The sequence below is a fragment of the [Zimmermannella] bifida NBRC 103089 genome (assembly GCF_001570925.1).
Taxonomy (GTDB): Bacteria; Actinomycetota; Actinomycetes; order Actinomycetales; family Microbacteriaceae; genus Gulosibacter; species Gulosibacter bifidus.
In genome coordinates, this window is sequence record NZ_BCSP01000002.1 from 173,456 (window position 1) to 198,523 (window position 25,068).

At 59.9% G+C, this 25,068-nt stretch carries 33 protein-coding genes, 3 tRNA genes, 1 pseudogene and 1 riboswitch; of the genes and pseudogenes, 25 read left to right on the forward strand and 12 right to left on the reverse strand.

The window, feature by feature from the left end; genetic code table 11:
- Positions 1-327: 327 nt before the first annotated feature.
- Positions 328-1,212, forward strand: coding sequence for an AbiTii domain-containing protein (locus ZBI01S_RS02895; RefSeq protein ID WP_066056085.1), 885 nt, complete (start codon positions 328-330; stop codon positions 1,210-1,212).
- Positions 1,213-1,239: 27 nt separating this feature from the next.
- On the opposite strand, the gene ZBI01S_RS02900 is transcribed toward ZBI01S_RS02895, so the two are convergent.
- Positions 1,240-2,352 (reverse strand): hypothetical protein, encoded by a 1,113-nt coding sequence (locus ZBI01S_RS02900; RefSeq protein ID WP_066056089.1) that lies wholly within the window; start codon positions 2,350-2,352, stop codon positions 1,240-1,242.
- A gap of 167 nt (positions 2,353-2,519) precedes the next feature.
- On the opposite strand from ZBI01S_RS02900, the gene ZBI01S_RS02905 reads away from it, so the two are divergent.
- From ZBI01S_RS02905 to ZBI01S_RS10060, 4 genes and pseudogenes are all read left to right on the forward strand, one after another.
- Complete coding sequence (locus tag ZBI01S_RS02905) at positions 2,520-2,849, forward strand: sulfate permease (RefSeq protein ID WP_066056092.1); 330 nt, start codon at positions 2,520-2,522, stop codon at positions 2,847-2,849.
- 71 nt (positions 2,850-2,920) lie between these two features.
- Positions 2,921-3,082: a hypothetical protein gene (locus tag ZBI01S_RS09805; protein ID WP_159421361.1), complete on the forward strand. Its 162-nt coding sequence runs from the start codon at positions 2,921-2,923 to the stop codon at positions 3,080-3,082.
- 44 nt (positions 3,083-3,126) lie between these two features.
- Positions 3,127-3,414: pseudogene (locus ZBI01S_RS10195) on the forward strand (DNA-processing protein DprA); the annotation flags it as partial.
- Positions 3,326-3,910: a DNA-processing protein DprA gene (locus ZBI01S_RS10060; protein ID WP_370664362.1), complete on the forward strand. Its 585-nt coding sequence runs from the start codon at positions 3,326-3,328 to the stop codon at positions 3,908-3,910. The pseudogene ZBI01S_RS10195 and the gene ZBI01S_RS10060, both read left to right, overlap by 89 nt.
- Here ZBI01S_RS10060 and ZBI01S_RS02915 read toward each other — a convergent pair.
- From ZBI01S_RS02915 to orn, 7 genes are all read right to left on the reverse strand, one after another.
- On the reverse strand, positions 3,907-4,566 hold the full coding sequence (locus ZBI01S_RS02915) for a hypothetical protein (protein WP_066056098.1): 660 nt from the start codon (positions 4,564-4,566) through the stop codon (positions 3,907-3,909). The genes ZBI01S_RS10060 and ZBI01S_RS02915 overlap by 4 nt on opposite strands.
- Before the next feature lie 182 nt (positions 4,567-4,748).
- Positions 4,749-6,059 carry an Abi family protein gene (locus tag ZBI01S_RS02920; protein ID WP_281173217.1) on the reverse strand — a complete coding sequence of 437 codons (1,311 nt, stop codon included), beginning with the start codon at positions 6,057-6,059 and terminating at the stop codon, positions 4,749-4,751.
- A gap of 352 nt (positions 6,060-6,411) precedes the next feature.
- Complete coding sequence (locus ZBI01S_RS02925; protein WP_066056101.1) at positions 6,412-6,771, reverse strand: hypothetical protein; 360 nt, start codon at positions 6,769-6,771, stop codon at positions 6,412-6,414.
- Positions 6,772-6,889: 118 nt separating this feature from the next.
- Positions 6,890-7,078: a helix-turn-helix domain-containing protein gene (locus tag ZBI01S_RS02930; protein WP_066056105.1), complete on the reverse strand. Its 189-nt coding sequence runs from the start codon at positions 7,076-7,078 to the stop codon at positions 6,890-6,892.
- Between the two features lie 161 nt (positions 7,079-7,239).
- A complete protein-coding gene (locus tag ZBI01S_RS09675) occupies positions 7,240-8,058 on the reverse strand; it encodes an alpha/beta hydrolase family protein (protein ID WP_306301610.1) in 819 nt (272 codons plus the stop codon).
- Between the two features lie 90 nt (positions 8,059-8,148).
- A tRNA-His gene (locus ZBI01S_RS02945) sits at positions 8,149-8,224 on the reverse strand.
- Positions 8,225-8,390: 166 nt separating this feature from the next.
- The gene (orn, locus tag ZBI01S_RS02950) at positions 8,391-9,035 is read right to left on the reverse strand and encodes an oligoribonuclease (protein ID WP_066056411.1); all 645 of its coding nucleotides are present in this window, start codon (positions 9,033-9,035) and stop codon (positions 8,391-8,393) included.
- A 46-nt stretch (positions 9,036-9,081) separates the two neighbouring features.
- Here orn and ZBI01S_RS02955 point away from each other — a divergent pair.
- A tRNA-Arg gene (locus tag ZBI01S_RS02955) sits at positions 9,082-9,154 on the forward strand.
- Between the two features lie 47 nt (positions 9,155-9,201).
- Here the strand turns inward: ZBI01S_RS02955 and ZBI01S_RS02960 are convergent.
- Together ZBI01S_RS02960 and ZBI01S_RS02965 are read right to left on the reverse strand one after the other, a co-directional pair.
- On the reverse strand, positions 9,202-10,260 hold the full coding sequence (locus tag ZBI01S_RS02960; protein ID WP_159421362.1) for a tyrosine-type recombinase/integrase: 1,059 nt from the start codon (positions 10,258-10,260) through the stop codon (positions 9,202-9,204).
- 64 nt (positions 10,261-10,324) lie between these two features.
- The gene (locus ZBI01S_RS02965; RefSeq protein WP_066056120.1) at positions 10,325-10,894 is read right to left on the reverse strand and encodes a helix-turn-helix domain-containing protein; all 570 of its coding nucleotides are present in this window, start codon (positions 10,892-10,894) and stop codon (positions 10,325-10,327) included.
- Between the two features lie 100 nt (positions 10,895-10,994).
- Between ZBI01S_RS02965 and ZBI01S_RS02970 the strand changes: the two genes are divergently transcribed.
- From ZBI01S_RS02970 to ZBI01S_RS03005, 10 genes are all read left to right on the forward strand, one after another.
- Entirely contained in the window at positions 10,995-11,198 is a 204-nt protein-coding gene (locus ZBI01S_RS02970) for a helix-turn-helix transcriptional regulator (protein WP_066056122.1), read from the forward strand.
- A gap of 68 nt (positions 11,199-11,266) precedes the next feature.
- Positions 11,267-11,923 (forward strand): hypothetical protein, encoded by a 657-nt coding sequence (locus tag ZBI01S_RS02975; protein ID WP_066056125.1) that lies wholly within the window; start codon positions 11,267-11,269, stop codon positions 11,921-11,923.
- Positions 11,923-12,123, forward strand: coding sequence for a hypothetical protein (locus ZBI01S_RS02980; protein ID WP_066056128.1), 201 nt, complete (start codon positions 11,923-11,925; stop codon positions 12,121-12,123). The genes ZBI01S_RS02975 and ZBI01S_RS02980 overlap by 1 nt, the downstream gene beginning before the upstream one ends.
- Positions 12,120-12,329, forward strand: coding sequence for a hypothetical protein (locus ZBI01S_RS09810; RefSeq protein ID WP_159421363.1), 210 nt, complete (start codon positions 12,120-12,122; stop codon positions 12,327-12,329). The genes ZBI01S_RS02980 and ZBI01S_RS09810 overlap by 4 nt, the downstream gene beginning before the upstream one ends.
- Positions 12,329-12,661 carry a hypothetical protein gene (locus tag ZBI01S_RS02985; protein WP_066056132.1) on the forward strand — a complete coding sequence of 111 codons (333 nt, stop codon included), beginning with the start codon at positions 12,329-12,331 and terminating at the stop codon, positions 12,659-12,661. Before ZBI01S_RS09810 ends, ZBI01S_RS02985 begins: the two co-directional genes overlap by 1 nt.
- 20 nt (positions 12,662-12,681) lie before the next feature.
- Positions 12,682-13,785 carry an AAA family ATPase gene (locus ZBI01S_RS02990; protein ID WP_066056135.1) on the forward strand — a complete coding sequence of 368 codons (1,104 nt, stop codon included), beginning with the start codon at positions 12,682-12,684 and terminating at the stop codon, positions 13,783-13,785.
- A 52-nt stretch (positions 13,786-13,837) separates the two neighbouring features.
- Positions 13,838-14,032 (forward strand): WhiB family transcriptional regulator, encoded by a 195-nt coding sequence (locus tag ZBI01S_RS10200; RefSeq protein WP_370664364.1) that lies wholly within the window; start codon positions 13,838-13,840, stop codon positions 14,030-14,032.
- Positions 14,029-14,436, forward strand: coding sequence for a hypothetical protein (locus tag ZBI01S_RS02995; protein WP_066056138.1), 408 nt, complete (start codon positions 14,029-14,031; stop codon positions 14,434-14,436). The genes ZBI01S_RS10200 and ZBI01S_RS02995 overlap by 4 nt, the downstream gene beginning before the upstream one ends.
- Positions 14,437-14,464: 28 nt before the next feature.
- Positions 14,465-15,292 (forward strand): hypothetical protein, encoded by an 828-nt coding sequence (locus ZBI01S_RS03000; protein ID WP_159421364.1) that lies wholly within the window; start codon positions 14,465-14,467, stop codon positions 15,290-15,292.
- A gap of 186 nt (positions 15,293-15,478) precedes the next feature.
- Complete coding sequence (locus ZBI01S_RS03005; RefSeq protein WP_159421365.1) at positions 15,479-15,811, forward strand: P27 family phage terminase small subunit; 333 nt, start codon at positions 15,479-15,481, stop codon at positions 15,809-15,811.
- Between the two features lie 361 nt (positions 15,812-16,172).
- Here ZBI01S_RS03005 and ZBI01S_RS03010 read toward each other — a convergent pair whose 3' ends face one another.
- A complete protein-coding gene (locus tag ZBI01S_RS03010; protein ID WP_066056146.1) occupies positions 16,173-16,832 on the reverse strand; it encodes a DUF8453 domain-containing protein in 660 nt (219 codons plus the stop codon).
- 586 nt (positions 16,833-17,418) lie between these two features.
- Between ZBI01S_RS03010 and ZBI01S_RS09815 the strand changes: the two genes are divergently transcribed.
- Positions 17,419-17,478: transfer RNA gene (locus ZBI01S_RS09815), tRNA-Ser, on the forward strand.
- A gap of 1 nt (position 17,479) precedes the next feature.
- Positions 17,480-18,301, forward strand: coding sequence for an NAD(+) synthase (nadE, locus tag ZBI01S_RS03015; protein WP_066056149.1), 822 nt, complete (start codon positions 17,480-17,482; stop codon positions 18,299-18,301).
- A gap of 21 nt (positions 18,302-18,322) precedes the next feature.
- Here nadE and ZBI01S_RS03020 read toward each other — a convergent pair whose 3' ends face one another.
- Entirely contained in the window at positions 18,323-18,571 is a 249-nt protein-coding gene (locus ZBI01S_RS03020) for a hypothetical protein (RefSeq protein ID WP_066056152.1), read from the reverse strand.
- Positions 18,572-18,683: 112 nt separating this feature from the next.
- Here ZBI01S_RS03020 and msrA point away from each other — a divergent pair, with 112 nt between their 5' ends.
- The 7 genes from msrA (at position 18,684) to ZBI01S_RS03055 (ending at position 25,059) form a co-directional block, all read left to right on the forward strand.
- The gene (gene msrA / locus ZBI01S_RS03025; protein ID WP_066056153.1) at positions 18,684-19,208 is read left to right on the forward strand and encodes a peptide-methionine (S)-S-oxide reductase MsrA; all 525 of its coding nucleotides are present in this window, start codon (positions 18,684-18,686) and stop codon (positions 19,206-19,208) included.
- Positions 19,209-19,426: 218 nt separating this feature from the next.
- Complete coding sequence (locus ZBI01S_RS03030; protein WP_066056156.1) at positions 19,427-19,939, forward strand: single-stranded DNA-binding protein; 513 nt, start codon at positions 19,427-19,429, stop codon at positions 19,937-19,939.
- An 86-nt stretch (positions 19,940-20,025) separates the two neighbouring features.
- Positions 20,026-20,484: a DUF6993 domain-containing protein gene (locus tag ZBI01S_RS03035; protein ID WP_159421366.1), complete on the forward strand. Its 459-nt coding sequence runs from the start codon at positions 20,026-20,028 to the stop codon at positions 20,482-20,484.
- A 230-nt stretch (positions 20,485-20,714) separates the two neighbouring features.
- Positions 20,715-22,397 (forward strand): energy-dependent translational throttle protein EttA, encoded by a 1,683-nt coding sequence (gene ettA / locus ZBI01S_RS03040; RefSeq protein WP_066056164.1) that lies wholly within the window; start codon positions 20,715-20,717, stop codon positions 22,395-22,397.
- Between the two features lie 2 nt (positions 22,398-22,399).
- On the forward strand, positions 22,400-23,023 hold the full coding sequence (locus ZBI01S_RS03045) for an acyl-CoA thioesterase (RefSeq protein WP_083524453.1): 624 nt from the start codon (positions 22,400-22,402) through the stop codon (positions 23,021-23,023).
- Positions 23,023-23,751: a DUF8185 domain-containing protein gene (locus ZBI01S_RS03050; RefSeq protein WP_066056167.1), complete on the forward strand. Its 729-nt coding sequence runs from the start codon at positions 23,023-23,025 to the stop codon at positions 23,749-23,751. Before ZBI01S_RS03045 ends, ZBI01S_RS03050 begins: the two co-directional genes overlap by 1 nt.
- Positions 23,752-23,843: 92 nt before the next feature.
- Positions 23,844-23,947: riboswitch (TPP riboswitch) on the forward strand.
- A gap of 59 nt (positions 23,948-24,006) precedes the next feature.
- Positions 24,007-25,059, forward strand: a complete 1,053-nt coding sequence (locus ZBI01S_RS03055; protein ID WP_066056414.1) for a thiamine ABC transporter substrate-binding protein — start codon at positions 24,007-24,009, stop codon at positions 25,057-25,059.
- Positions 25,060-25,068: the final 9 nt, after the last annotated feature.

Here is a 25,068-nt window from a genome sequence, read left to right on the forward strand (position 1 = left end):
CGTCACCGACCTCGCAGTCAAGTACGAGGTGCGCCGCGCCACCTTCTCCCGGCACCTCACCGACAACGGCGTTGTGCGGCGTTCAGCTGGGCTCCACGGATCGGAGGCCGCCGAGGCCGTTCGACTGTTCCGACAGGGTGAATCGCTTCGAGGGATCTCCCGCTCGATCGGGGCCAGCCGAGACTCGGTGCGGAAAACGCTCGAGCGGTACGACGAAATTCCGAAGCGCGTCTGTCGGGAAGCGCCTCAGGGGCGTCAGGAGCCAGCTCGATTGTCGTAGGTGCCAAGTAGGCTGGGACAGCCCGCTCAGTGCAATAGGAGGACTCAGTGCAGACGCTTCTCGATCAGATCATTGACGGTGCTACGGATGACTCTGTCAGCACAGTCAATCTTCTCCGAAAGGTACAGATCGCGGCTACACGAGTTGGTGCAGATGACGTTTCGGAGTGGACGAAACGGGAGCTTGCAGGGTACGACGATGAAACGGACCTTCCTGCCTATCGCTCGACGATCACTTCGGTAACAGGTCTATTTACCGGCCCCTTTCAGAGCCAAATCAAGCAGCCGCTCCCGCCGCATCCCGACTTCATTGACCAGTTCACTATTCGGATGCGTCAGCCGCTGGCGGAGTTACAAGCGTTTGCTTCTGGTGAAGATGACCCGCAGCTGAATTGGCCTGCGTGGGAAGTCAAGCGCTACGAGGCAGCGGGGATCTTCGGAATTGAGTTTTACGGACTCTTCAGCGCCTGGAACTCCATCCCGCGACAGTCTTTGATGGGGATCATCGACACGATCCGAAACAAGGCGATGGAGTTCGCTCTTGCTCTTCAGACTCAGTTCCCTGAGGCGGGAACTGTCGGTGGACCATCGTTGTCTACGGAGCCTTCCCTGGCTCCGGTTGTGTTCAACACGACAAACAACATCTACGGCAGTGGAAATAGCGTAGCGACAGGGTCGAACATTTCTCAGAAAGCCAAGCTGCTCGGAAATAGAGATGAGTTCCTTCGCCAGGTTACGCAACTTGGCCTCTCTGCGGAAGACGCGGAAGAGTTCGTTGAAATTGTGGCCAGCGAACAGTCGGTCGAGTCGGAACGGACACGGGGATTCTTGTCGAAGGTGCGCACAGGAGCCGTACCGCTCGGGCTTTCGATCTCCTCGGAAGTGATTTCCGGTTCATTGATCGAAATCGGCAAGCTTTTCCTGGGACAGTGAACTTTTCACGCTCCGCGGGTGTGTGACTTAGCCGCGGCTTGCCTCGTGCTCCTCGTGCACGCGGAGGATCAGACTGCATGCGACCATCAACCCCTGGATCGCATTGCGGCGGTTGTATTGACGCGGGCTCACGGTATGGGCCGTTGCGTTTCGACTAAAAGTGCTCGGTATGCTGTCGCCCTGGTTGACGTGGAACTGCTGGTAGGTAGTCCAGATTGGCGCGAACGCGATGAACTGACGATTACCGAATTCTTCGTAGGCTGCCGTTGTGCGCTTGCCGGCAGGGTGCGGGGTGTACTTCGTCCTCTCGCTACCGAAGTACATGTTGAGGATCGCGTCGATGATGGACCCGGCCAGTGCCTGTGCTGCTTGGTAATACCCAGCGTCCAGAGCATCCAACGCCGCACGCGCCGAATCCCTGAACGCCTTAGTTGCCAAGGACTGACAACTATTGAGCACGACGCGGCAGTCTTCAGAGATCGAGCGCCATCGACGTCCAAGTATCTCGCGTCGTCTGCCGCGACCATCTGCTTCGAGGAGCGCCTGCGCAATCGACGTACGTGGAACTCCATACAGCGGGATTCCATCCGACATGACGACCTCTTGGACAGATTCAAACCGAAGACCATCGATGGGCTGAAGGTTCTCAGGATAGAAACTTCGCTTCAGGTTTGCCAGCGTAGGGGCAAGATGCTTGAGCCAATCAGCTTGTATTGACGCGAACTGCGCAATGGCGCGATTAACGGTGTCTGAGACTCCAAGATCGACGCTATTGAGGATCGACTGTGTGTATGAGCCGAGGAAATCCTGGTTCAGCTTGAGCGCAGACATTGCGCCTTGTGGCATCTTGATGCCTGTGCCCTTGATGAACGATAGAGAATCCGAGTTAGTCTTGAGAATCGAGGCCAACGTCTTTTGTTGCGACTCGAAGATCTTGGCCGTCGAGCCCATGTCTTTGAACAGCGACGCGTTGAGACCTAGATTTGGCATTTTCAGGCCCGAGAGTGCGGAGCCCTTGATGATGCCGATCGAGCGGTTGATCTGTGTCTGAAGCTGGGGTGACACGTGTGCCGAAAAGCCACTCAACTGTGACGACCCTTTACCTTCTGCGCCGCTGTCGTGAGTATCTTCCTCGCCCATGCGGTCAGTGTATCGGCGGCTCTTGCCTCGGTAGAAGTTCAGGCGTAGCTTGGAAGTAGGTGACCTCTACCTGCTACGCCATCACTGGTCGTGATGGCACGACGTGCGGCTCCGGTCGAACGGTCCTTCTACTACCTGTCGCCTCCTGACAGGAGAGGACTGTTCCCATGCTTCGCTTCATTTGGATCGCCAGCCTATACGTCCGCGCGTTCATGCGGCGGCTCATGCCGACGAACATCGTGCTCGACAAGCTCCGCAGCCGCCGCGGCTTGAAGTGGGGCATCCCAGCGATGCTGCTTGTCGTCGTCTACTTCTACCTCGCAGCGCTCATGAGCGTGCTCGTCGAGCACGATGCTTCCAAGTGGCTCTACCCGGTGATGGTCGTGTGCGTCTGGAACGGGTTCAAGTTCCTCCTCTACGGCCCGGTATCGCTGGTGCTTCTGGCGCGCGTGCGTGCGGCTGAACGCCACGCCATCCGAAGGGCGAGTATCGCGTAGCTCGGTGAGACAGCGGACGGAACTCGCTGCGCACCTATGGGGCGAAGACCGATCGTGAAGGAGCCCCGCTGATGTCTACGCTCACTGATCTCGCTCGGGATAAGCGATCCGCCCGGATGGTGCTCGCCATCGTCGGCACACCGAACCACGCACCGACCGGAAATCTCATCGCAAGAGTCGGCGCGGCCGATACCGTCGCGTTCATCGAGAACGATAACGAGAGCCCGGCATAGGCGACGCCGAAGCGCCCGTCTGGCGGGAACCCGCGCGGACCCGGATGAGCCCGGATACCGTCGCCCGTCTCATCGAAGATGGCGAACCTTATCGATTCATTACGCCGACCGATCCAGAATCGCCGGTGCTGCTGAGCGAGCTGGGCGGACGTGCGCCGTACGGGCTCTGGACTCGAGGCCATACTGACCAACTCACCGGCACCCCACACAAGACCATCACGTTCGACGGAGCACGCGCCGCCACTGCCTACGGCGAAGAAGTCACGAAGGTCTTCGCCGCCGACCCCGTACACAGCAACTACACGAACGTCTCCGGCGGAGCGCTCGGCATCCAAGGAGCAGCCCCACCGCGGCGCGCTCTCCGGCGGTGGCAGCACGATCGCCGTACTCGCCTCGCGCGTGAACCGAGCGTATCCGTCGGCGCATACGGAGCTGTTCGAGCGGATCAGGCAGAACGGCGTCCTCGTCTCCGAGAACGCCACCGGTGTCTCACTGACCCGGCAGCGATTCTTGGATCGTGCCCGCGTGCCGGCTGCGTTCTCCGATGCGACGGTGACCGTCGAGGCAGGTGTCCGGGCCGGGGCGATGGTCACGGCGAACGAGGCCCGGGATATTGACCGGTTCTTGTGCGCGGTGCCGGGATCGGTGATGAGCGCCGCCAGTTACGGCCCGAACCTCTTGCTTCAGCAAGGTTGGGCACATGCTGTCACTGATGCCGTGGACATCCGTGAACTTGCGCAGCACGGGCAGATCACCCGAACCTCGCCTCGGTTCGCTACGCGGGCTCCCGAGGCCACGCAGGAGCCGTTGGAAATGCGAACCCTCTAACGCTGGTCCTCTTGCATGCTCGAGCCGTGGCTGGACGGTCCGAGCATGTCGTGTGTAATCCATTCCGGATACCAGGAAAGAAACGACTCCGGCTCGGTCGGGACACGGTCGTAGTCGACGCCGCCATCGTCGGAGAAGATGAACCCGCTCGTGAGGCGTGCGAGCGCGACGGCCACATATCCGGCGAGAATCCGCGTCTGGAGCGGCTGCGCTGCCTGCATCCGCAAGAACCAGCAGTGCTCAACCTGAGCGGCCTTCTCGAACGGGAATCCAGCGAGTGTGCCGATCTTCGCCGCCCGTTCGGCATGGTCAGCAATCACCGCCGCGTGCGAGACATCTTCGAACTCGTTGACGTCGTCGTCAAGGTAGAAATCGAACGCGTACTCAATGACCGGGAACGAGAGCCACCCGTAATCACCGTCACGGAAGTCCAACGTCTCGGCCTCATCGTCGAACCTGGCCCAGCGCTTCCCGCCGGGCATGTCCATCACGCGTTCGATATGCGGACGGAGATCAGCGTCAGATAGGTCGCCGATGATCTCAGCCAGGTAAGGATTCGCACGATGTTCGATCAGCACCGCCTGGACCTCGTCCGCGAGCTCCTTGAACGTTGGCAAGTGCGACGACGACGGATACACCTCGATCACGGTCGACATCGTGGTGCTCCTTTCCAGTGTGGCCTGCGGCAACCCTATGGTGCGAGCGGCTGCGGTAGATAGGAGAACAGGCCCGCGTCTCACCTAGAGAAGCGAGCCTGTCGTACTGCTGCCAGCCTACGGAAGCTGGCTGCCTCGAAGCGCCCCCGGATCACGCGCAGCGCTTGAGGCGAGGGTGACGGTCAGAGAGTGAAGGTGTCTGTAGCGTTCACACGATCGATGGCTTCCCGGAACTCGTCTTCCGTGACGTGCTCAAGCAACTGCTGAGGCGACATGGCCTGGCCGTCGGACGATACCGGTAGGTCTGGGTTGGGCGTCTGCCACCAGGTGATGAGCGCCTGTGACAGGGCTGTCTTCTCCGCTTTGTCGGCTTTGTGGGTGAGCTGCTGGTTGATGTCGCCGACGGCGTCGATCATCTTGCCGTCACGGAACTGGAATTGGGGATAGTGCTTGGCCTTGCCGAGGTTGATCTCGATGAGGCAGCCGTAGTACAGATAGGTGCGAAGCTGGGTGCGTTGTGCAGCGGCGAGGCTCCGCGGTGACGTTGCGGAACTGTCTGTACGTACCTGCGCCGCCGTAAGCGCCGCCCGGGCCTGGGCTGTGGTGAACGACCGAGCTTGGTCAAGGAGTCCCGCGGCGGTCATCGCTTGCGAGTCCAACCTGAAGCGCGGGTCCCACAGCTCCTCGTTCTCCCATCCCTCTGGGAAACCGAGTTGCTGGAGACGGAAACCAACCCGCTGGGCCTGCCCTGTGATGAACTCCACCACATCGAGCACGCTCCGGTCATCGGGCGCGATACTCAGAATGAGGTAGCGCAGGATCGACAGGACACCGTAAAGACGATTCGACACCGTGCTCATCCCGAGCTGCTGGAGCAGATGCTGATCATCGTTGCGGACGGCACCGGGAGCATCGATGATGACGTCAAAGACGCGATTCCAAACACGGCCGTAGTGGGCGCAGATGTTCCTAACCACGCGGAGCGCATTGAGCCAGTTCGCGAACGCGCCGCGATCTCCCTTACCGTCCGCCGTATTCACCTGGAATCGTGCCGCGAGGATCTCCTGATCAAGCTGCGGCATCAGCGTGTAGAGGTTACTGAGCACACCGAAAGACATCACCTCGGTCGCAACCCAGATCGGTAGATGCGGCCCGTACTTCTCACGGAAGTGCAGCACGAACTCATCCCGGGCGCGGGATTCGTGCCTCTCGTACTCAATGAGCCACTCGGTATACGCAGTCGTCGGCTCCTGTGCATGACCGGGCTCAGCGGGGCGGAGTGCTCCGAGGACTTCGGGCTTTCGATGCGCAAACAGGTCGACGGCACCGAGCCGGTGGCCGATGAAGAACCGCAGCGAGATCTCCAACTGGCTCAGCAGAGCACTGAGTCTGGTGCGCAACTCCTGATCGAAGTCGTAGACCGAGACCACTTGCTCCAGCTTGGTTCCGGGGCGGAACGTATCGAGGCGGTTCTCTCGACCTTCGTCGTTCAGCGTCGGAACGGGAGCAGGCTGGAACTCCCGGTAGGGATGTCAATAGCCAGAGAGCCTGTAATAGCCATACCGTTCCAGTACCGCGGCAGCGAACTCATCTGAACCACAATCCATGCCGCGTGCACGCAGCCGCCGGATCTGGGCAGGAATCGACAAGAAGGGCTTCGCGTAAGAGCTGTCCAGATTCTGCATGCACTCGCTGTCCTCACGAGGCATGCCCCGTTGGAGTACCTCGGCCAAAAGGAGAACAGACCCGCGTCTCATCTAGAGAAGCGAGCCTGTCGTATTAGTTCCTACTCTAGGCGAGAGCCATCGGTCGGTCAAGCGCAGTGGAGATAACGCTCAGGAAGTGTCAGAACCTGAGACCACGCGCTTCACGCTGTCGCACTGGCACCTCTGGTCGCGGTCGACGCGCCGCACTCTGCGTCGATTTCAGTGCCGCCTCGGCTGCGGCCCGGTCGCGCTTCTGCGACGTCGACTCCGCTGCAGCACCGAGCGCCGGATCGGCTCCAACCTGGTAGCGGTCCCGGTACGCGGCAACGACCCTGGCCGAGCGACGCCAGGCCGCCAACTGCTTCGGATCAGACGGTACAGCGCCGAGCCCAACAACCCAGCTCTCACCTTCGTTGATGCCGCGGTCGAGCACCGCGTCAGCACGTGCCTCGACCAGCTCACGACGCTCCGTAAGCGCTCGCCGCATGTCGTCAGCCATGGGTCCGGCTGCTTCGGGAATGAGCCCTGCGATCAGGCGGGGCGCGGTGCGGGTGCGTCCGGAACTCGTGTACCGACTGGTCACAGCGGCGAGGCGGTAGCGCAGGACAGCAGCGATGTCATCGGCATCGTCGAACTGCCGCGCCGCCGCTGCGGACCCAATAATCGATCTCAGTGGCCTGGAACTTCCAAAGCCTGCCAACCTTGTGGGCGGGCATGTTCTTCTCGGCGATCCACGTGTAGACGGTGTCTTTGGTGACGCCGAGGTGCGCGGCAATGTCGTCAGCTGACAGCCAGGGCTCGGTCATGCGCGTTCCTCCTTGTGGGCCACCTATGGCTACGCATTGATCATATCGGTGCAGACCCTGTTGAGCCGGGTCTTTCCGGTCCTCAATTGGTCCCGACGCCGACCGGCCGAGCGTCATCGATCAGTGATCATGTGCTGGGGCCCGAGCGTCGCTGTGGTGCGTCAGGAGACAGAATCGCTGTTCCAGCTCAGGGTGTTGTCCGCAGAAAACTGATGCACCTGAACGAGGCCCGGACGCCGCGCTGCCAAGGCCAGTGATGTTTTATCCGGCACCGAGTCGTCAGTCGTGCCTTGCAGAATCAACGTTGGCATGGCGAGCTGCGGTGCCCAACTCGTGTAGCTCATTGCGTGCAGCGAAATGGGTCCCGGTAGACCGAGTACCCGAGCGAGATGTCCTCGGTTGAGCCACGGTGTTGCGAGATCACCGGCGCATGCGGGTAGTCCTGCTCGTGTGCAGTTCGAGCGGATAACGCTTCGCCAGTCGAGCACTGGAGAGTCGAGAACCAGCCCAGCCATGAACGGTGCGAGGTGCGGGCGCATCGCGAGCCTGATGGCGATCGCCCCGCCCATCGAACAGCCGAAGAGCATGACCCGCTCAGTACCGCGTTGGAGCGCGTAGTGGATCGCTGCTTCGATGTCGTCGGCCTCAGCCCAGCCAAGCGTTGAACGGCCTGTGCCGACGGTGGGGCCTTCTCCGTCGTTGCGGTAGCTGACGGCGAGTGACGTGCATCCGTGCTCGGTGGTGACTTGGACGCCACGCAGGGTTCCTGCGCGGGTGCCTCCGAGTCCGTGGATGTGGATCGCCCAGGTCGATGAGCCGTCGACCTTCCACGCAGGGCAAGTGCGGCAACCAGAACCGGAGACCCTGTAACCAGGAGGCGTTCTTTCGGAAGATCTGCATTGATGAGGAGCGGGAAGTGCGGGTCGAGTGCCAGCCGTCCTATGAAGCACTCTCTGACATCGAGACACAGGGCAATGCACTGAACTGGGCTGAGCGGGCAAAAGAAAAGGACGAGGTACAAACTTTCTCAAGAGTGGAGACTCTTGCCGAAGGTTTGAACCTCGTCCATCTGGGGTGAGTAACGGGGCTTGAACCCGCGACCTCCTGGACCACAACCAAGCGCTCTACCAGCTGAGCTATACCCACCATGCTGACGCCACGAATCCGTGCGGCAACCACACGATCTTACATCATGTTTTGACTTTGCGGTAAGTCGTGCCCGGGCGCTCGTCTCGTCAGTGGATGAGGATGTGGATGCGGTGCCTCGCATCACGCAGGCGAGGCCGCGGGGGTCTCGCTACTGCTCGAGCACCTACTGCTCGAGATACTTGGCGAAGTCATCGACGACCTCGGTCGCGACCTTCTTGACCTCGTCGCTCGTGGGGCCGGGTTCGGCAACCACGAAGGCCTTGCGGAAGTACCGCAGTTCGCGAATCGACTCGAGGATGTCGGCGCTGGCGCGGTGGCCACCGTGCTTTTCGGGGGAGTGGAAGTACACGCGTGGGAACCAGCGGCGCGACAATTCCTTGAACGTCGACACGTCGATGTTGCGGTAGTGCAGGTACTGGTCGAGTTCGGGCATGTAGCGAGCAAGGAACATGCGGTCGGTGCCGATGGTGTTGCCAGCGAGAGGAGCTGTGCGCTCGTTTGGCACGTACTGCTTGACGTACTCGAGTACCTGCTGTTGCGCATCCTCAACCGAAATGCCGTTCGGGATGGCTTCGGCCAGTCCCGAGGTCTGGTGCATGTTGGTCACAAACTCGTTCATGTTGTCGAGCGCGCGCTGCGATGGCTTGATGACAAGGTCGAGCCCGGCTTCGTCAATAAGGTTCAAGTTGGAATCGGTGACGTACACCGCAATTTCGCACAGCTCGTCGATCTCAGGATCGAGGCCGGTCATCTCGCAGTCGATCCAAACCAGGCGATCTTTGTCATTCGGGGTTGCTGCAGCACTCATGCGCACCATCGTAGTGATGTCGGACGCTAGGCTTGACGGCAACACTGCCCCCGTAGCTCAATGGATAGAGCAACGGCCTTCTAATCCGTAGGTTACAGGTTCGAGTCCTGTCGGGGGCGCAAACAAGCGGAAGTAGCGCCACCCGTGATGCTAACTCAGGCGAAACTCAGGCGAAACGATTCGTGAGAGCCTCCGCAGCTTTGCCAGTTTCTCGCTTCCTCGCCATATAGACATCAGTAGTCATCGAAGGTTTCGAATGGCCCAAATAATCGGCAATTTGGCGCGCCGACAGCCCTGCATCATCCAATAGCGTCGCAACGGTCTTTCTGAACGCATGTGTAGTGAGCTTAGGCCAGCCCATAGCCTCGCGTTGGTCTCGCAGTTTGCCCTCAACGAACACCGGGTCGAGCAGTCCACCGGCAACACTGCAGAACACCATCTCGCCACGTCGTTCGCGCTTATTCAGTGTGCTGGCAACAAAGTCAGGCACAACAAGTTTCCGGTCGCCGGCATCCGACTTCGTGAACCCTTGCCGTTGGATGCCCTCACCCTTAACCCGAATGTTGGTCCCCGCAACTGTTAGGGCATTGTCGTTGGCGTCCCAGTCTTGCCACCGAAGCGCGCACGCTTCACCGATGCGGAGGCCGCAGCCGAGCAGGACGATGAACAAATCTGTCAGGTCATACGATGCAAACACTGCATTGCTGCGGATCGAAGCTTCAACGTTCGGTAGATCGGCCTGTGGGATAGCTTGTGCCCCTCGAGGGCCACGGCCTGGCCTGTTCGCAAACTTGACTTGCCGCGCTGGGTTGCTATCGAGAGCACCGGCACGAACGGCAATGTCGAACATGCCAGATAGCACGGTCTTCATGGTCTTAGCGACGCTGTAACCGTGGTCGCGTCGCATGCCCTCGAGGAAATCCCACACGGTGCCAGCACTGCATTCCCTGATGCGTAGGCTGCCGATGCGTTTCACATGAACATCGATCAGCCGCGTGTATTCCGCGACCGTTGCCGTTGCCAACTCGTGTTGCCCTAGGTCTTGCAGGTAGTGAGCGCCGAGGGCTTTGAGTGTGGTCTTGCTGGTGATCGTCGCGTTCGGTGCGTTCTCGGTGTAGTCGCGTGCCGCTGTGAGTACGGCGGTCTTTGCTTTCGTTTCCGTTGCCCCTATTCGCTGCAGCTGCCGCCTTTTGCCGCTGAATGTGCGCAGCATGACGCGCGCCATGAAGCGCCCATCCTCGAGTGGGACAACCCAAACATCACCGTGAGAGCCGAGGGGGAGGCCAGGCCTAGACATCGTTGGTTGACCGTGGTCCCTGTGCCAGTCTCGAGTCGGTCTCAAGTTGGTCAATGAGCTTGCCGAGTCGTGAGGTAGGCGGCGCGGAATACCCCTGTTCCTTGATGTACCGCAAGGCGGCCTCGTGGGCCACTGCAGCGACATTAATTGGAGTCTGTTCTTCTCGAATATGTGTGAGGGTGTCTCTGTCCTTCCGCTTCAGGAACATGTCATAGGACGCGCGCTCAAACAGTTCGACCATGGTTTCGGTGTAATCCGTAACGGCTGCCTTTAGTGAGTGCCACTTCTGTACTTGCCACCCGTATGTGGTCGCGAGTGTGTCGTACCTGCCAACCAGTGATCCAAGATCAACGCCGACCGCCTCGGCCAGTGCCGCGGCTTCACCAACGGTCACGCGCCGCTGGCCTTTCTCGATCTTGCTTAGGGCTGAAACGGGCAGGTTGATACCCATGTTTGCGACGGCAGCCGTGACTTCTTGTTGGTTGACACCTACCGCCTTTCGGGCTGCTGCGAATGCGGGGCCAAATGTGTCATCTGCTGACTGTGCTTCCTGTGTTGTCATGCGTTGAGAATAGCAACGAAAAACGAAAATTGCGATTCCCTAATGTTGATGCTAACGTTCATCGCAGATCGAAAATCACGATTAGCGAAAAGAGGGAATTGTGGACATCTTTCGTAATGGTGAGCGGTTGCTAACCATTCAAGATCTGGCCCAGCGGATGCAGGTGAGCACCTCAACGCTGTACCGATGGCGAAGCGAGGGCACCCCGCTGCCGCCGAGCATTCGCATTGGCAAGTCGATCCGTTGGCGCGAATCCGATGTAGCGCAGTGGATTGCCGACAAGAACGTAGAAGTAGCCGCCTAAGAACTGAGGCCCTACCAGGGCAATTGGCAGGGCCTCGAAAAGTCACTAACTAGCAGAAAGGAAGAACCGTGACTCACGCCATTATCCCAAACCAAACCACCGAAACCAACACCCCGAAACTTCCAGTGAATCTGTCGCGATACGAAGTTTGCCCAATCGTCAACAGCCCGTTCGATGCACCGGCACCTGTAGAACGAAACGGTTTCCAGGAGCGCTACACGGCAGCGATCGTGATCGACGAAGCCAAACACCGTGTGGTCGTGTACCCAGCCAACCGGCCAGTTGACCGGCCTTCGACCCTCATCTATCTAGGTGAAGCACTTTGCCGTGGCGACTGGACACCACCATACGGCTGGAAGCGCACCAAATCCGGGCACCTGATCGGCTACGTCATCGAGTTCGACGCCATTGAAAAATGTGAGCTCAACGCATGCGACGAATTTAATGAGTCGTTCTTCGTTGGCGACCACATGCACCACAAGGCCAGCCACGAAGTTGCCGGCCTGTCGTTCCCCCTGTGGATGGAAGAAGCCGACGGATGGAGAGTAGATCACTACTTCGAACGCGAAGACAAAGGCCCGTTGACGGTAGCCGAAGCCCGCTCCTACATCCAAGCGTTAACGGCTGCAGTAGATGAGATGGAAGCGCTTAACGGCCGCATGGTTCGCCGGCCAATCGACCATTGTGCTGAGCCCTCTCTCGACGGCATTGGTGGTGGCCTCTAATGCACTACGACGACCTCTACTTCGACGAAGACAACCCCTACGCCGGCATGAATCCCGAAGAAGCCCTCGAGGACTTGAAACAGTTCTCGACCAACGTCGACAAGCTCCTTGCCCAAATGGACAAGCACGGCGCGACCAACATGGCCGAACTATTCGCAGCCCAAGCCAAGAGTGACCGTGACGGCGGTGACCAGCAGTGAATCCCGAGGACTTCATCAACGGTGCCCTAGCCGTGGTCGTTGAAACCCCACACGGCCGCGTGCGCCGCCGCCTGTACCTCAGCCTTAAAGCCGCCGAGAACGCAGCACGACGTGCGCGCGACGCAGGGCATAGCGCCACCGTCCTGCTGGTGGAACTCAACACGGTTGGGGAAGTAGCACCAGCGTTCAAGTTGGAAGTCGCCTAATGCCTACCCGCTCGGATATTGAACAGATCGAGGAACTACTCGATCAAGTCATGGCAGGGGGAATTGGCCTGCACCAGGTCGCCCCCTGCCTCCGGGCGTGGTACTTCGCCGGCTACAACGAAGCGCTCGCGAAACTCGCCCCGCAGCTTCACGCGGCCGAGTACGACCGTGACCGCTACTACGAGCAACTCCACAACCCGGGCAAACAGTTCTCGGAAATGGTGCAGCGCCGAATCGACCAGGCCGCCATTCAGCACCAGGACGAACCAAGCCCGATCAAGTTCTACAGCGCGGTAATCGACGCCGCGACAAGCCCCAGGAGGGCCGCATGACAGCGAACGAGCAACTAGCCGTGACAAGTAACCTGCCCGGCTACACCCCGAAGGTTTACGAGAACATCCGCGACCTGCTCGCCAACGGGCTCGCAACACCACCAGCACCGGAAATCATGCGCTGCAGCGACGGTGTTGGACTGTTCTACAGTGCCGCCGTCAACTCAGTGTTCGGTGACCCCGAATCAGGCAAGACATGGATCGTGTTGGTTGCCATGACTGAACAGTTACTTGCCGGCCAATCAGTCCTGTTCATCGACCTCGATCACAACGGCGCTGCAGCGATCGTGTCACGCTTGCATGCCCTTGGTGTGCCGACTGACACCCTGAGTGACGCAAGCCTGTTCCGGTACAGCGAACCAGAGGATGCCGTAGACATCCGCACCCTCATTCAGGACGCGACCTACTGGCAACCAACACTTGTGGCGATCGACTCACTAGGGGAGCTGCTGCCCGTCTACGGTGCATCATCCAACTCTGCAGATGACTACACGCGCGTCCATAAAGCCGCGATCAAACCGTTCGCGCAGATCGGTTCATGCGTAATCGTCGTTGACCACGAAGCCAAGAACGCGGCATCACGTGAATACGGTGCAGGCGGCACTATGGCGAAGAAACGAGCAATTGACGGTGCCTACCTCCGTTGTCGCGTTGTGGATGCGTTCGCGCCGGGTCGTGGTGGTCGCGCCGAGCTCACCATCACCAAAGACCGCCACGGCGGGTTGCGCGCCGCGCGTGACGGTAGCGACAAAGAACCGCTTGCAGCGAAGTTCGAGTTGTCGGTTCCCGGGGCGTTCCCGGACAACCTCAGTTGGAAACTCATTGCACCTGCACCGGGGGAGCGTGCCGAAGCGAACCAGCGCGCGAACGATGACCGCCTTGGTCAGTTGGTTAAGCAGATCGAAGCCCTAGACCCGCCTGCAACGAGTGGTTCGGATGCTGCTCGACGTATCCAAGGCCGCCGTCAAGACATCTTCGAAGCCTACCGACTCATCAGTTCCGGGAACGTTCCGGGAACCACGGAACGCCCCGTTCCCAGTTCCCAACCCCCATGTCGGGAACCGGAACGGTTAGTGAAACCCGCATACGTCGAAACCGTGGAGATGGCCGATGAAAGTCGATAACTACACGGGCCAACCGAACCCAGCACCCGGCCCCTACCAACACCTCACGCGAATGATCGAACGCCACGGCGCGAACTGCACCGGAGACCCCAGGTTCACCGCCGACGGCACCCACGTCAACGAGCTCAAACCAATCTGCGAAACCTGCCCAGTCCAACCCGAATGCTGCCAATACGCCCGCAAAGCAACACCAACCGGAGGCATATGGGCAGGCCAACGACACCACACCACGAAAGGAACCCCATGAAATTCGACCCAATCCAAGCCGTCCCGTCAACCTGGACAGTCGACGGCGAAGAAACGCCCTGCATTCGCCTTAAGCGAGTCCACGGCGACAACACCAGATTCCTCGCCGCAATCGGCTACGACCAAGCCCGCACGCTCGCAGACCAACTCCACGACGCTGCAGACGCCGCACAAACGAACCCAAGTCAACCAACCCTGGCAGCCAACACTCGAATCACCGAACTACTGCCAGTCAGCAACATGCAAGCCATCATGCAGTCCGGAGGCAAGCAGTTCGTAATGCCAATCCCATTCTGGGGACACACCGACACCGGCGAAATCCTCGCCCTCACCATCTCCGCAACTGACGGAAGACTCGTCCCAGTAATCGAGATCCCATCCTTCCACCACCTAGAAACCATCTAACCAACCCAACAACCGAAAGGACATGATCATGCTCCGTACCCGATACAACGACACCCGCAACCACCACCTCCTCGTCAACAAACTCAAGGAGTACGGCGGCACCGTCACCAAACGCTACGAACAAATCAGTCAACGGCTAGATAACCTCGTACAGGACAAGATCACCGGAGCCGTTCAACAACTGGCTGATGCCGTCATGGCAGGAACCACCGGCACCGACCTAATCCCATTCATCGCCAACGCGAACACCGAAGTCACCAACAACCCACAGGCACTCGCCCAAGCCCGAGAGATCATCTTCGAAACCCTCGAAACTGAATACCTAACCAACTCCGCAACCAAGAACTACGAAACCGCACGCCAACACTTCAACAACATCGGTAAACGGTTCAAGAAGGCGACCACCATAGCCCCTGCAGGCACCACAGCAAACGACATCGCCACCGGCACAGCAGAACAACGAGCCGCATGGATCGACACCCAAGCACTGCCCAACGAACTCGACAAAGCCTGGACACAACTCCGCCTCGCAGCAGCAGCAACTGGCAAGATCACCGACACCGGCGAACACTACCTCGGCCTCGCAATCAATCCACAACAGGCCAAGCGCCGAGACATCTGGCAAGCATGGACAGCCGACCAACACTGGACAGCAATCCTCAACACCGGCGCAATCATCGAAGCACCAGAACTAGACAAACACGAACCATACCGAGAACCCAAACCACTCGAATACCGACAGCTCCGAATCCCTGACGGATACGGCAGCATCGGAAACATGCTGTATCGATACGAAGACGCAACCTTCGACCCCGAACTACTCGACGCCAACGGAGAACCAACCCGCGTCGCCTAACCCAACCCGGTGTCTCCGAGCAACACAACCTCGGAGACACCTCCTGGGGGGGGAGAGACCCCGACTTGTCTATAGACCGGGAACCGCCGGAGAGGTGATTTTTATCTTCTTGCATGCTGGGGCCCGTTTTTAGGAGGAATGATGACTGTTAGAGCACCTAAGGGTGTTAAGGGCCGGGGTGGGAAGTTGTGGCGTGAGCTGCAGGATGTTCTCGAGTTTGATCCGCATGAGACTGAGTTGCTTGTGGAGGCGTGCCGCGTGGTGTCGCGTATTGAGCAGCTCGAGAATGCCGTGAATGAGCACGGTGTGATGGTGCCGGGGTCTACTGGTCAGTTGGTAGTGAATCCTGCTGTGTTGGAGCAGCGGCAGCAGCAGGCGACTTTGGCGCGGATTATGACGCTGTTGAATATTGATCTGCATCCGGATGCTGGTGTGGCTTCGGTGTCGTTGATTTCGCAGCAGGCTCGTCGTGCTGCAGAGGCTCGTTGGTCGCGTTCTAAGGCGGTTCGTGATGCCTAGGTTGAGGCGTAAGGTGCCGTTGCGTTCGGAGGCGGGAGCGCCTGTGTTGGGTCGTGTGCCGGCTGAGTTTCTTGATACTGAGGCTGAGTGTTGGGCATCATTTGATGCGACTACGGAGTGGTTATTGGTTCGTGGTTTGGATGTGCCGGTTGCTAGTCGTTGGTATTTGGGCGCGGGCCGGTTGTCGCGTCATGCTGCAGCGTTGGATGCGTGGCGTCGTGCTGATGGTGTGCCGTTTGAGGAATTGCGTGCTGCTGGTGTGTCGTGTGGTGGTGCTGCGGTGTGGACTGAGCGGTTGGTATTTGCGCAAAGTGTTGGTTGAGCGGCTTGCTGGAGTCGCGTAGTCACCCAGCGGACAGAGTTAGCGCCGGAGCTCAGCCAGATTGAAAACGAGTCGTTGAAGCTTCCGGTCGATTGACGAAAGTTGCTTCTCGGCCGGTGCACTTCCGGAAACCGTGGTGCCTAAACCTGCGACAGGTGAAATGCGCCCAAAAATTCTTGTGTTGTATGAGTATGTCTCTGCAAACTTGACGGGTTGTTCATTCGTTCGTTGCCATTCGTAGGTGACCTGCAACGTTGCCTCCCAAGTGGTGAACGCTGCTTTGGGTTCTTCCGTTAGGTCTTCGCCACGGGAATAGTGCCAAAGGAGTCGTCGACTTGAACCGGGGGCCATGCTCCAAGTCGAGTTGAGGAACTCTTGCAGCGCTTTCACGAACTCTGCACCGTCTCCATCATCCGGTGCGTTGAGGCCGCCCTCTACGAAGGCGAGTTTGACGTTCCTCGCGTATGAGCCGCCGATGTTTTCTATTCGGAGGTCCCAAGTGCCCTTTCCTGCAAGCCCTGGTATGACATCGAGAGTGACGTAGGGACGGTTTCGATCAAATGATTCACTTTGTCGTTGCTCCGCGGCGGAGCGTACTTCCTTGCTTGCGGAATGAAGTTGCCAGGCGGCGATAAAGACACCTACTACTGCCGCGAGGGCAGTGATTGCGGAACCGTAGTCGTTAAGCCAGTCGAGCATGTCGTTTTCCTTGGGCAAGTTAGTCCGGTGTGGTGGCTCAACCCTAGTAGGCAGTGTTTGATTTCAGTCGTGGACGAAGTCTTGGTTCCAGTGCTGAAATGCCCTCAATGTCACGTGCTCCTTGTCGAGGATGAGGCGACGGGCCATTTTGCGTGTCCTGAGTGTCTGCTGCATGTATTGGTGTGAAGGGCGTTGATTCACCGGCCCCCCCATTTGAAATGAGTGCTCCTAGATTCGTGACCGTGTGCAGCTCGTCAAAGGTGATGGGTTGATTCTGAGTCAGGTCACCGGCTAAGGGCATCGTGTTACGCGACACCCTTCGGGGCGGGGACTCGTCACTTCGTGGGGAGCATATTGAACTCGTGTCGGAAGTTCGGCTTACCCATGTTGCCCGCGCTACTTGCCACCGTTCCATACCCAAGGGGCTGCAGAGTACGCAATCCCTTGGGTATGGAATGTGGGTCTGTCGAAAAGTCAGGCGAAACTCAGGCGAAACGATGGCAAATAACGCCAATTGATGCGATTCCCTGAGAGTGTCGACCGCCCTGCATCTAAGGTAATTACTAGCAAGTAGTAAGAATTGCTAGCCCGTGGGATTCACCAGGTAAGAATCCGTAGGTTACAGGTTCGAGTCCTGTCGGGGGCGCATGCGAGAAACACAACGAGACATCATCCGTGCCCTCGGCGTGAAGCCGCAGATCAACGCGCGCGAAGAAATCGAGTCGCGCATTCAATTTTGCAAGGATTACCTGCGGCACACTCGTGCAAAGGGGTTCGTGCTCGGTATCTCGGGCGGACAAGACTCTTCGCTCGGTGGCCGACTCGCACAGCTTGCTTGCGAGCAGCTGCGCGATGAGGGCCACGACGCCCATTTCGTCGCGATGCGTCTGCCGCACGGCGTACAACACGATGAAGCCGACGCACAGGCGGCGCTCGCATTCATTGCTCCCGACGAGACCGTTACCGTCAACATCAAGGGAGCCGTTGACGGCCTGGTTTCCGAGCTTCGTGACGAAGACTTGTCCGATTTCAACCGTGGCAACGTCAAGGCAAGGATGCGCATGGTCGCGCAATACGCCCTCGCTGCAGATCGAGGTCTGCTCGTGCTGGGCACCGATCACGCAGCCGAAGCCGTCACCGGCTTTTTCACGAAGTTTGGTGACGGTGCCTTCGACCTCACGCCGCTCGGCGGGCTCACCAAGGAACAGGGACGCGAACTCATGCGCGAACTCGGCTCGCCCGCGCGCCTCTACGAAAAGGTGCCCACGGCCGACCTGCTCGATGGCAACCCCGGACGAACCGATGAGGACGAACTCGGTGTGCGCTACACCGACATCGACACCTATCTCACCGGCGGCGATGTCGATGACGCTGTGGCCGAAATTATCGAAGGCTACTACGCTCGCTCAGCACACAAGCGCCACACTCCGGTCAATCCGTACGAGTCGTGGTGGCGCCGCGCGAACTAACAGAGCGCCAAGCCCAACAGACTAGAGGTAGCGGAGCGCATCCACCGCCTCATCGAAGCTCGAGAACATACCGAGTTGCGCGAACGTGCGGCGATTCGCCGACATGCGCGAAAGCGTCCAGCAGGTGTCACCGGCCTGGTCGAGATACGCGACAATCGCGCCGTTTGGCAGCGTGATGCGCCACCTGGTTTCGGTGAGTTGGCGGATGCGGAACCCTGCGCGTTCCTGAACAAGCGCGTCGGTGCGGGGCAACAGCGTTGGTGCGGGCATCTGCTTCTCCTAGTCCAGCTGTGGTCGTGTGGGGTGATCTGTGTTTCACCGTATGACGAGCCTGCGACATCAAATGCTGCGCATGATTTGAACGGGCAATAGCATTGACGGCATGACTACTCAGTTCGTGCTCGCAGGCGGTTGCTTCTGGTGCCTGGATGCGGTGTATCGCCGTGTTCGTGGCGTCAGCGATGTGGTGTCTGGATACACCGGCGGCACGATGCCTGACCCGAGCTACGAACAGGTGTGCACCGGTGCGACCGGTCACGCCGAGGCCGTCAACGTGGTGTTCGACGAGACGGTGGTGCCCGCATCCGTCATTCTCGACATGTTCTTCACGCTGCACGACCCACGCCAACTCAACCGGCAGGGCAACGACATCGGTACGCAGTACCGGTCGGCAATGTTCCCGGCCGATGCTGAGCAGCTGTCGCTATTCGAGACCGCGCGGGCTCGGGCCAATGAGTATTGGGAAGGCGGGGTAGTCACCACTATCGAGCCGCTCGACACGTTCTACCCGGCCGAAGCACAACACCAAGACTTCTTTGCGAAGAACCCGAATCAGGGGTACTGCCTGGCGGTCGCACTGCCGAAGGTCAACAAAGTCCGCGCGAGCTTTGCGGAGTGGATGCGCTAACGCGGTAACGCGGTTCTGTCGATTTCGGCCTGTGGATAGTGAGTTGTCCACAGGCCGTTGTTTTCGTGCCCATATGGATGCGGAAACTCGCGAAACTACCTGCGCGACCCGGTACCGCACAGGGCACGGTACAGGTGCCGGGTCGCGTCCATCTCGACCGACGCACCAGCAAGTGACGCGGTTCGAACTCACGACCTATTCTCACGAAGGGCAACGACATGACCGACCTCCTCACCATTACCGGCGCTATCGGAACCGACCCAGAGCTGCGCACAGTGGGACAGAATCTGCAGCGAATGACCATGCGCGTGGCGAGCAGCGAACGAAAGCGAGATAGTGATGGCAACTGGCGAAACGCGCACACCAATTGGTACACCGTGACGGCGTTCGGCAAACTCGCCGAAAACGCGCACGCCAGCCTGCGAAAGGGTCAGCGCGTGCTGGTTGCTGGCAAGCTTCGCGTGCAGCAGTTCGATCGCGAAGACGGCACCAGCGGTACTCGGGTGGAAATCCTCGCGAACAACTTGGGCCCAGACCTCGTGAATCAGGTGGCCAGCAGCGCACCTCCGGCAAATAACACACCCGCCTCGGCTCCGGAGCCGTCGAGGATGCCGGAATCTGCCCACCTGCAGGACACCACCGCGATGCCGCTATCGAACCCGTCCGACCAGCCGGAAACCATCTCGTTCCCTGCAGATATCCGCGATGCAGCGTGTGAACCGGCGTTCTAACGGGGTTCATGACGGTCTGTGCGAACCAAACCTGGCACACTTGGGGGTGGCGTGCACGATCGCGCCGCCCCCTCGAAAGGATGAATGTGGTCACGTCTCGAATGCGAATCTTCGGCTCGCTCGCCGTAGCGGCTGCCCTGGCACTTTCCGGATGTGCGCAGGGCGATTCGCAAACGCAGCAGACGCAGGGAGCTTCGGCTACGCCGAAGCCGCGGGCAACGTTCAATCCCAATGGCGTCGCCGGTGACAACAAGGCCTACTTCGATCAGACCCTGCAGGACCTCCTCGCTTCGAACGAGAAGGCCGACTCGAAGGCGATGGTGCAAGCCCTCGTGGACGCCGGCTTCGACAAGTCGCAAATGGAAGTCACCTACGACCGCACCTCGATCGACCTTGAAGTCGACTACGTCATGGTGTCGGTAAAGATGCCAGACGGTAACTGTCTCCTGGGGCATCGAGGTACCCGCGGTTACTCGTCGATGGTTGCTGAGCCGATGAAGACCGGCAAGTGCATGATCGGTGAAACGCAACCGATCGACTGGTAGCGCTCGGAAACCTGCGCACGCCACCATCCTGCACAGGCCACCATTGAGTGGCACCTCGGCAAGCCCAACGACCAATCAGCGGATGAATCTGGTTTCGCCGTCTTGGCAGTCGCGTCAAGGTGGCGTCAACGTACGCGCCTGCGCTACCTGATAATCTGCCGCTTGCCGGATCGCCGCATCCGAACAGACCTAAAACACCTTGCCCAACGGGCATTCACAGACTGGACGATATGGCCGAGTACATCTATCAAATGGTTCGCGCTCGCAAGAAGGTGGGCGACAAGCTCATTCTCGACGACGTTACGATGTCGTTCTTCCCCGGAGCAAAGATCGGTATGGTCGGCCCGAACGGTGCCGGTAAGTCCACCATTCTGAAGATCATGGCAGGCCTCGACCAGCCATCGAACGGTGACGCCAAGCTCACCCCGGGATTCACCGTGGGCATCCTGCTGCAGGAACCACCGCTGAACGAAGAAAAGACCGTTCGCGAAAACGTTGAAGAAGGCGTCGCCGAAATCAAGGGCAAGATCGACCGCTTCAACGAAATCTCGGCCGAGATGGCCAACCCGGATGCAGACTTCGACGCGCTCATGGAAGAAATGGGCGTGCTGCAGGGCGAGATCGACGCCGCTGACGCCTGGGACCTCGACTCGCAGCTGGAGCAGGCCATGGATGCCCTGCGCTGCCCGCCAGCCGACGAGCCGGTAACCAAGCTTTCCGGTGGTGAGCGCCGCCGCGTGGCACTTTGCAAGCTGCTGCTTGAAAAGCCTGACCTGCTGCTCCTCGACGAGCCTACGAACCACCTTGACGCCGAAAGCGTGCTGTGGCTTGAGCAGCACCTGCAGAAGTACCCCGGCGCTGTTATTGCCGTAACGCACGACCGATACTTCCTCGACCACGTCGCCGGCTGGATCGCCGAAGTTGACCGCGGTCGCCTCTACCCATACGAAGGCAACTACTCGACCTACCTCGAGAAGAAGAAGGAACGCCTGCAGATTCAGGGCAAGAAGGACGCCAAGCTCGCGAAGCGTCTTGCTGACGAACTCGAATGGGTTCGTTCGAACTCGAAGGGACGCCAGGCCAAGTCGAAGGCGCGTCTGGCTCGCTACGAAGAGATGGCTGCCGAGGCAGAGCGCACACGGAAGCTCGACTTCGAAGAGATCCAGATTCCACCGGGACCACGCCTGGGCAACATCGTGCTCGAAGCAACCGACCTCAAGAAGGGCTTCGGCGACCGCGTCCTCTTCGACAACCTTTCGTTCTCACTGCCACGAAACGGCATCGTCGGCATCATCGGCCCCAACGGTGTCGGTAAGTCGACGTTGTTCAAGACGATCGTCGGTATGGAACCGCTCGACTCGGGCAACCTGAAGATCGGTGAGACGGTCAAGCTCTCGTACGTTGACCAGAACCGTGCCGGTATCGACCCCGAGCAGACCGTATGGGAAGTTGTGTCCGACGGCCTCGACTACATCCAGGTCGGCCAGGTCGAAATCCCATCGCGTGCCTACGTCTCGTCGTTCGGGTTCAAGGGACCAGACCAGCAGAAGAAGTCGGGCGTGCTCTCCGGTGGTGAGCGCAACCGCCTCAACCTCGCGCTGACCCTTAAGCAGGGTGGAAACCTCCTGCTGCTCGACGAACCGACTAACGACCTCGACGTCGAAACCCTGTCGAGCCTCGAGAACGCACTCCTCGAGTTCCCCGGTTGCGCCGTGGTCATCACGCACGACCGCTGGTTCCTCGACCGCGTTGCCACCCACATCCTTGCCTACGAAGGCACCAACGAGAACCCGTCGAACTGGTACTGGTACGAAGGTAACTTCGAAGGCTACGAAGCGAACAAGGTTGAGCGTCTCGGTCCAGAGGCCGCTAAGCCTTCGCGCGTCACCTACCGCAAGCTCACCCGCGACTAATCGTGAACGAGCTTCGCTGCTGGACCACCGAAACGGCAACGGGAACGCGTAGATTCCACGTTCCCGTTGTCGTTCGGTGGCGCGATCAGGATGCCTACGGTCACGTTAACAACGCGACCGTCTTCACGCTGCTCGAAGAAGCGCGCATCCAAGCGTTTTGGAAGCCCGCCGAATCCGCCGACGCCGATCAGCACCCGCTGTCGACGACAAGCACCGGGGGAGCGCGCACCCACTCGCTCGTCGCGAGCCACGTCATCGAATACAAGGCACCGATCTCGCATTCGGACCATCCCATCGAGGTTGTGCTGTGGATCAGCCACCTCGGCAGCGCTTCGGCGGAGCTTTCCTACGAGGTCTGGAATAGCGCACTCGAAGGCGAACGCATCCTGCACGTGCAAGCCCGCACCACGCTCGTGTTCATCGACGCGGAAACCCTGCGTCCGCGTCGAGTCACCGACGAAGAACGCCAGGCCTGGACGCCGTACATGGACGCCCCCGTCATACTTCGCAGCGACCGCAAAACGGTAGAACGCTTTGCGGACGCACAACCGAGCGAACCGATCACTCAGGCACTCAACCTGCCCGAATCGGCTGCACCAACCGGTGCACCACAGGGCAAGCGCTAGTGGCAACGAACGGTGTCCTGCACCTAGCGCACCCGAAGCTACGCGACGACCTCGCCACGTACTTCGGCCGCGCCGCACGAGTTGAAGACGGTGCCCTGCGAATCAGTGCCATCAATGAACGAGTGGTGGCACTGTGGGTGCCCATTTTGCGACCCGCAGGCATCCTCGACGACTCGCCACTCGTCATCGCCGTTCGCGCCATTAACGCCAGCATCAGCAATGTTGACGACGCTGACCGGCACGAGGGGCGCTTCGACGCGGTAGTTCCGCTGCGCGGCATGCTCGACCGCCTCGCTCGCGAACCCGGCTCACCCGACCAAGCCACGAGCATCCCACTGCCACCCGACCGGCTCAACGAATCGTGGACCGGCCAGCGTCCGCCCGTCACCGGATGGGAACGCATCGCTGCACTCGATGCCGAACAGCTCACCGCAGTCGCGGAATCCGGCATCGAAGCGGTCGGTACGCAGTACGGCGGGATGCTCGGCCAGATTCGCGCGGAACGCGTACGTACCGAAACGTGGACGCAAACCCTGCCGTCCGCATCCGTGCGCACCTGGTACGCCGACGAACAGCCACTGCCGCCGGCAGGTGCCGCATTCGCCGCACACGCGCTTGGCTTCCTGCCGATCACGCCGAACACGAACGCCAGCGTACACGTAGCCATCGCTCCCGGATGGTGGCGGATCGCATTCCCTGCCGGTCAGGTGCTCGTACGGCGCAAGTAAGCGCCGCAAACGCATCCGCAGCCCGGCTGCTGCCAATCCGCGCGGTAAATCAGTCGAGTTCAGCATTTGTGCACAATTCGATTAGTGTGGTGAACGAACGACAGGGGAGCGCCGGGCGGCGCTGAGAGTGCCACGCTGGCAGACCCTCGAACCTGATGCGGTTAGCACCGACGAAGGAAGTCGAGTTCTCTCCTTGTGCCAAAAATGCGCACAAGCCCTCCAACTCAATTTGGAGGACCACACAACATGCCCAAGATGACCACTGCCGCAGCACGCGGTATTGCCACCGCTGCCATCACGGCCTTCGCGGCAGCCACGCTCACCGGCTGCAGCCTCGCCGGACAGGGCGACAACCCGGGCGAATCCGGTGGCGGCAAAGTCACCATCCTGACCCACGACTCGTTCGTCATCAGCGACGAACAGATCGCCGCATTTGAGAAGGAAACTGGCTACGACCTGGTCACCACCGCACCCGGTGACGCCGGCGTCGTCACCTCGCAGCTGCAGATGGAAGGTGGCGCATCTGGCGTCGACGGCGTATTCGGCATCGAAAACTACTCGGCGCTCGCAATCAGCGAAACGGACGCTCTCGCCGACTTCACCCCGCAGAACCTGCCCGAATCCGCATCCGACTACGTGCTCTCGCCAAAGCTCACGCCGATCGACCGCGGTCAGGTTTGCATCAACGTCGACCACGACTGGTTCAAGGAAAACGGCAAGACCGAACCGACCGGCTTCGAAGACCTCGCCAAGCCCGAATACGCAGAACTGCTCACGCTGACGAACCCGACCACCTCGTCGCCGGGTCTCGCCTTCGCCGTTGCCTCGATCAACGCGCTCGGTGAAGACCAGTGGCAGACCTACTGGACCGACCTGATCAAGGGCGGTGCCAAGGTCAACGAGAGCTGGTCGGACGCCTACTTCACCGACTTCTCGGGTGCCGAAGGCGCGGGTGAATACCCGCTCGTCCTCAGCTACTCGTCGTCGCCAGCGGCAACCGAACGCAGCACCGGCGTCATCGAATCGACCTGCACCGAGCAGGTTGAGTACGCCGGTGTTCTGAAGAACGCCGCAAACCCAGAGGGCGCACAGGCATTCATCGAGTTCATGCTCGAAGACGAATTCCAGCAGGGCCTGCCAGAGGCCATGTACATGTACCCGATCAACGACGCCATCGAGCTGCCCGAGGACTGGGCAAAGAAGGCCACGCTGGTTGACGCCCCGGTTGAAGTGGACCTCGACCAGCTCAAGACCAAGCGCGAAACCTGGCTCAAGGAGTGGACCAAGATCTACGAGGCGAACGCCTAGGTCACCACA

Excerpts from the sequence above, each read along its gene's own strand:
- ZBI01S_RS02900 (WP_066056089.1), bottom strand. The coding sequence starts at position 2,352 with ATGGGCGAGGAAGATACTCACGACAGCGGCGCAGAAGGTAAAGGGTCG.
- ZBI01S_RS02905 (WP_066056092.1), top strand. The coding sequence starts at position 2,520 with ATGCTTCGCTTCATTTGGATCGCCAGCCTATACGTCCGCGCGTTCATG.
- ZBI01S_RS09805 (WP_159421361.1), top strand. The coding sequence starts at position 2,921 with ATGTCTACGCTCACTGATCTCGCTCGGGATAAGCGATCCGCCCGGATG.
- ZBI01S_RS02915 (WP_066056098.1), bottom strand. The coding sequence starts at position 4,566 with ATGTCGACCGTGATCGAGGTGTATCCGTCGTCGTCGCACTTGCCAACG.
- ZBI01S_RS02925 (WP_066056101.1), bottom strand. The coding sequence starts at position 6,771 with ATGGCTGACGACATGCGGCGAGCGCTTACGGAGCGTCGTGAGCTGGTC.
- ZBI01S_RS02930 (WP_066056105.1), bottom strand. The coding sequence starts at position 7,078 with ATGACCGAGCCCTGGCTGTCAGCTGACGACATTGCCGCGCACCTCGGC.
- orn (WP_066056411.1), bottom strand. The coding sequence starts at position 9,035 with ATGAGTGCTGCAGCAACCCCGAATGACAAAGATCGCCTGGTTTGGATC.
- ZBI01S_RS02960 (WP_159421362.1), bottom strand. The coding sequence starts at position 10,260 with ATGGCGCGCGTCATGCTGCGCACATTCAGCGGCAAAAGGCGGCAGCTG.
- ZBI01S_RS02965 (WP_066056120.1), bottom strand. The coding sequence starts at position 10,894 with ATGACAACACAGGAAGCACAGTCAGCAGATGACACATTTGGCCCCGCA.
- ZBI01S_RS02980 (WP_066056128.1), top strand. The coding sequence starts at position 11,923 with ATGCACTACGACGACCTCTACTTCGACGAAGACAACCCCTACGCCGGC.
- ZBI01S_RS02985 (WP_066056132.1), top strand. The coding sequence starts at position 12,329 with ATGCCTACCCGCTCGGATATTGAACAGATCGAGGAACTACTCGATCAA.
- ZBI01S_RS10200 (WP_370664364.1), top strand. The coding sequence starts at position 13,838 with ATGATCGAACGCCACGGCGCGAACTGCACCGGAGACCCCAGGTTCACC.
- ZBI01S_RS02995 (WP_066056138.1), top strand. The coding sequence starts at position 14,029 with ATGAAATTCGACCCAATCCAAGCCGTCCCGTCAACCTGGACAGTCGAC.
- ZBI01S_RS03000 (WP_159421364.1), top strand. The coding sequence starts at position 14,465 with ATGCTCCGTACCCGATACAACGACACCCGCAACCACCACCTCCTCGTC.
- ZBI01S_RS03010 (WP_066056146.1), bottom strand. The coding sequence starts at position 16,832 with ATGCTCGACTGGCTTAACGACTACGGTTCCGCAATCACTGCCCTCGCG.
- nadE (WP_066056149.1), top strand. The coding sequence starts at position 17,480 with ATGCGAGAAACACAACGAGACATCATCCGTGCCCTCGGCGTGAAGCCG.
- ZBI01S_RS03020 (WP_066056152.1), bottom strand. The coding sequence starts at position 18,571 with ATGCCCGCACCAACGCTGTTGCCCCGCACCGACGCGCTTGTTCAGGAA.
- msrA (WP_066056153.1), top strand. The coding sequence starts at position 18,684 with ATGACTACTCAGTTCGTGCTCGCAGGCGGTTGCTTCTGGTGCCTGGAT.
- ZBI01S_RS03030 (WP_066056156.1), top strand. The coding sequence starts at position 19,427 with ATGACCGACCTCCTCACCATTACCGGCGCTATCGGAACCGACCCAGAG.
- ettA (WP_066056164.1), top strand. The coding sequence starts at position 20,715 with ATGGCCGAGTACATCTATCAAATGGTTCGCGCTCGCAAGAAGGTGGGC.
- ZBI01S_RS03055 (WP_066056414.1), top strand. The coding sequence starts at position 24,007 with ATGACCACTGCCGCAGCACGCGGTATTGCCACCGCTGCCATCACGGCC.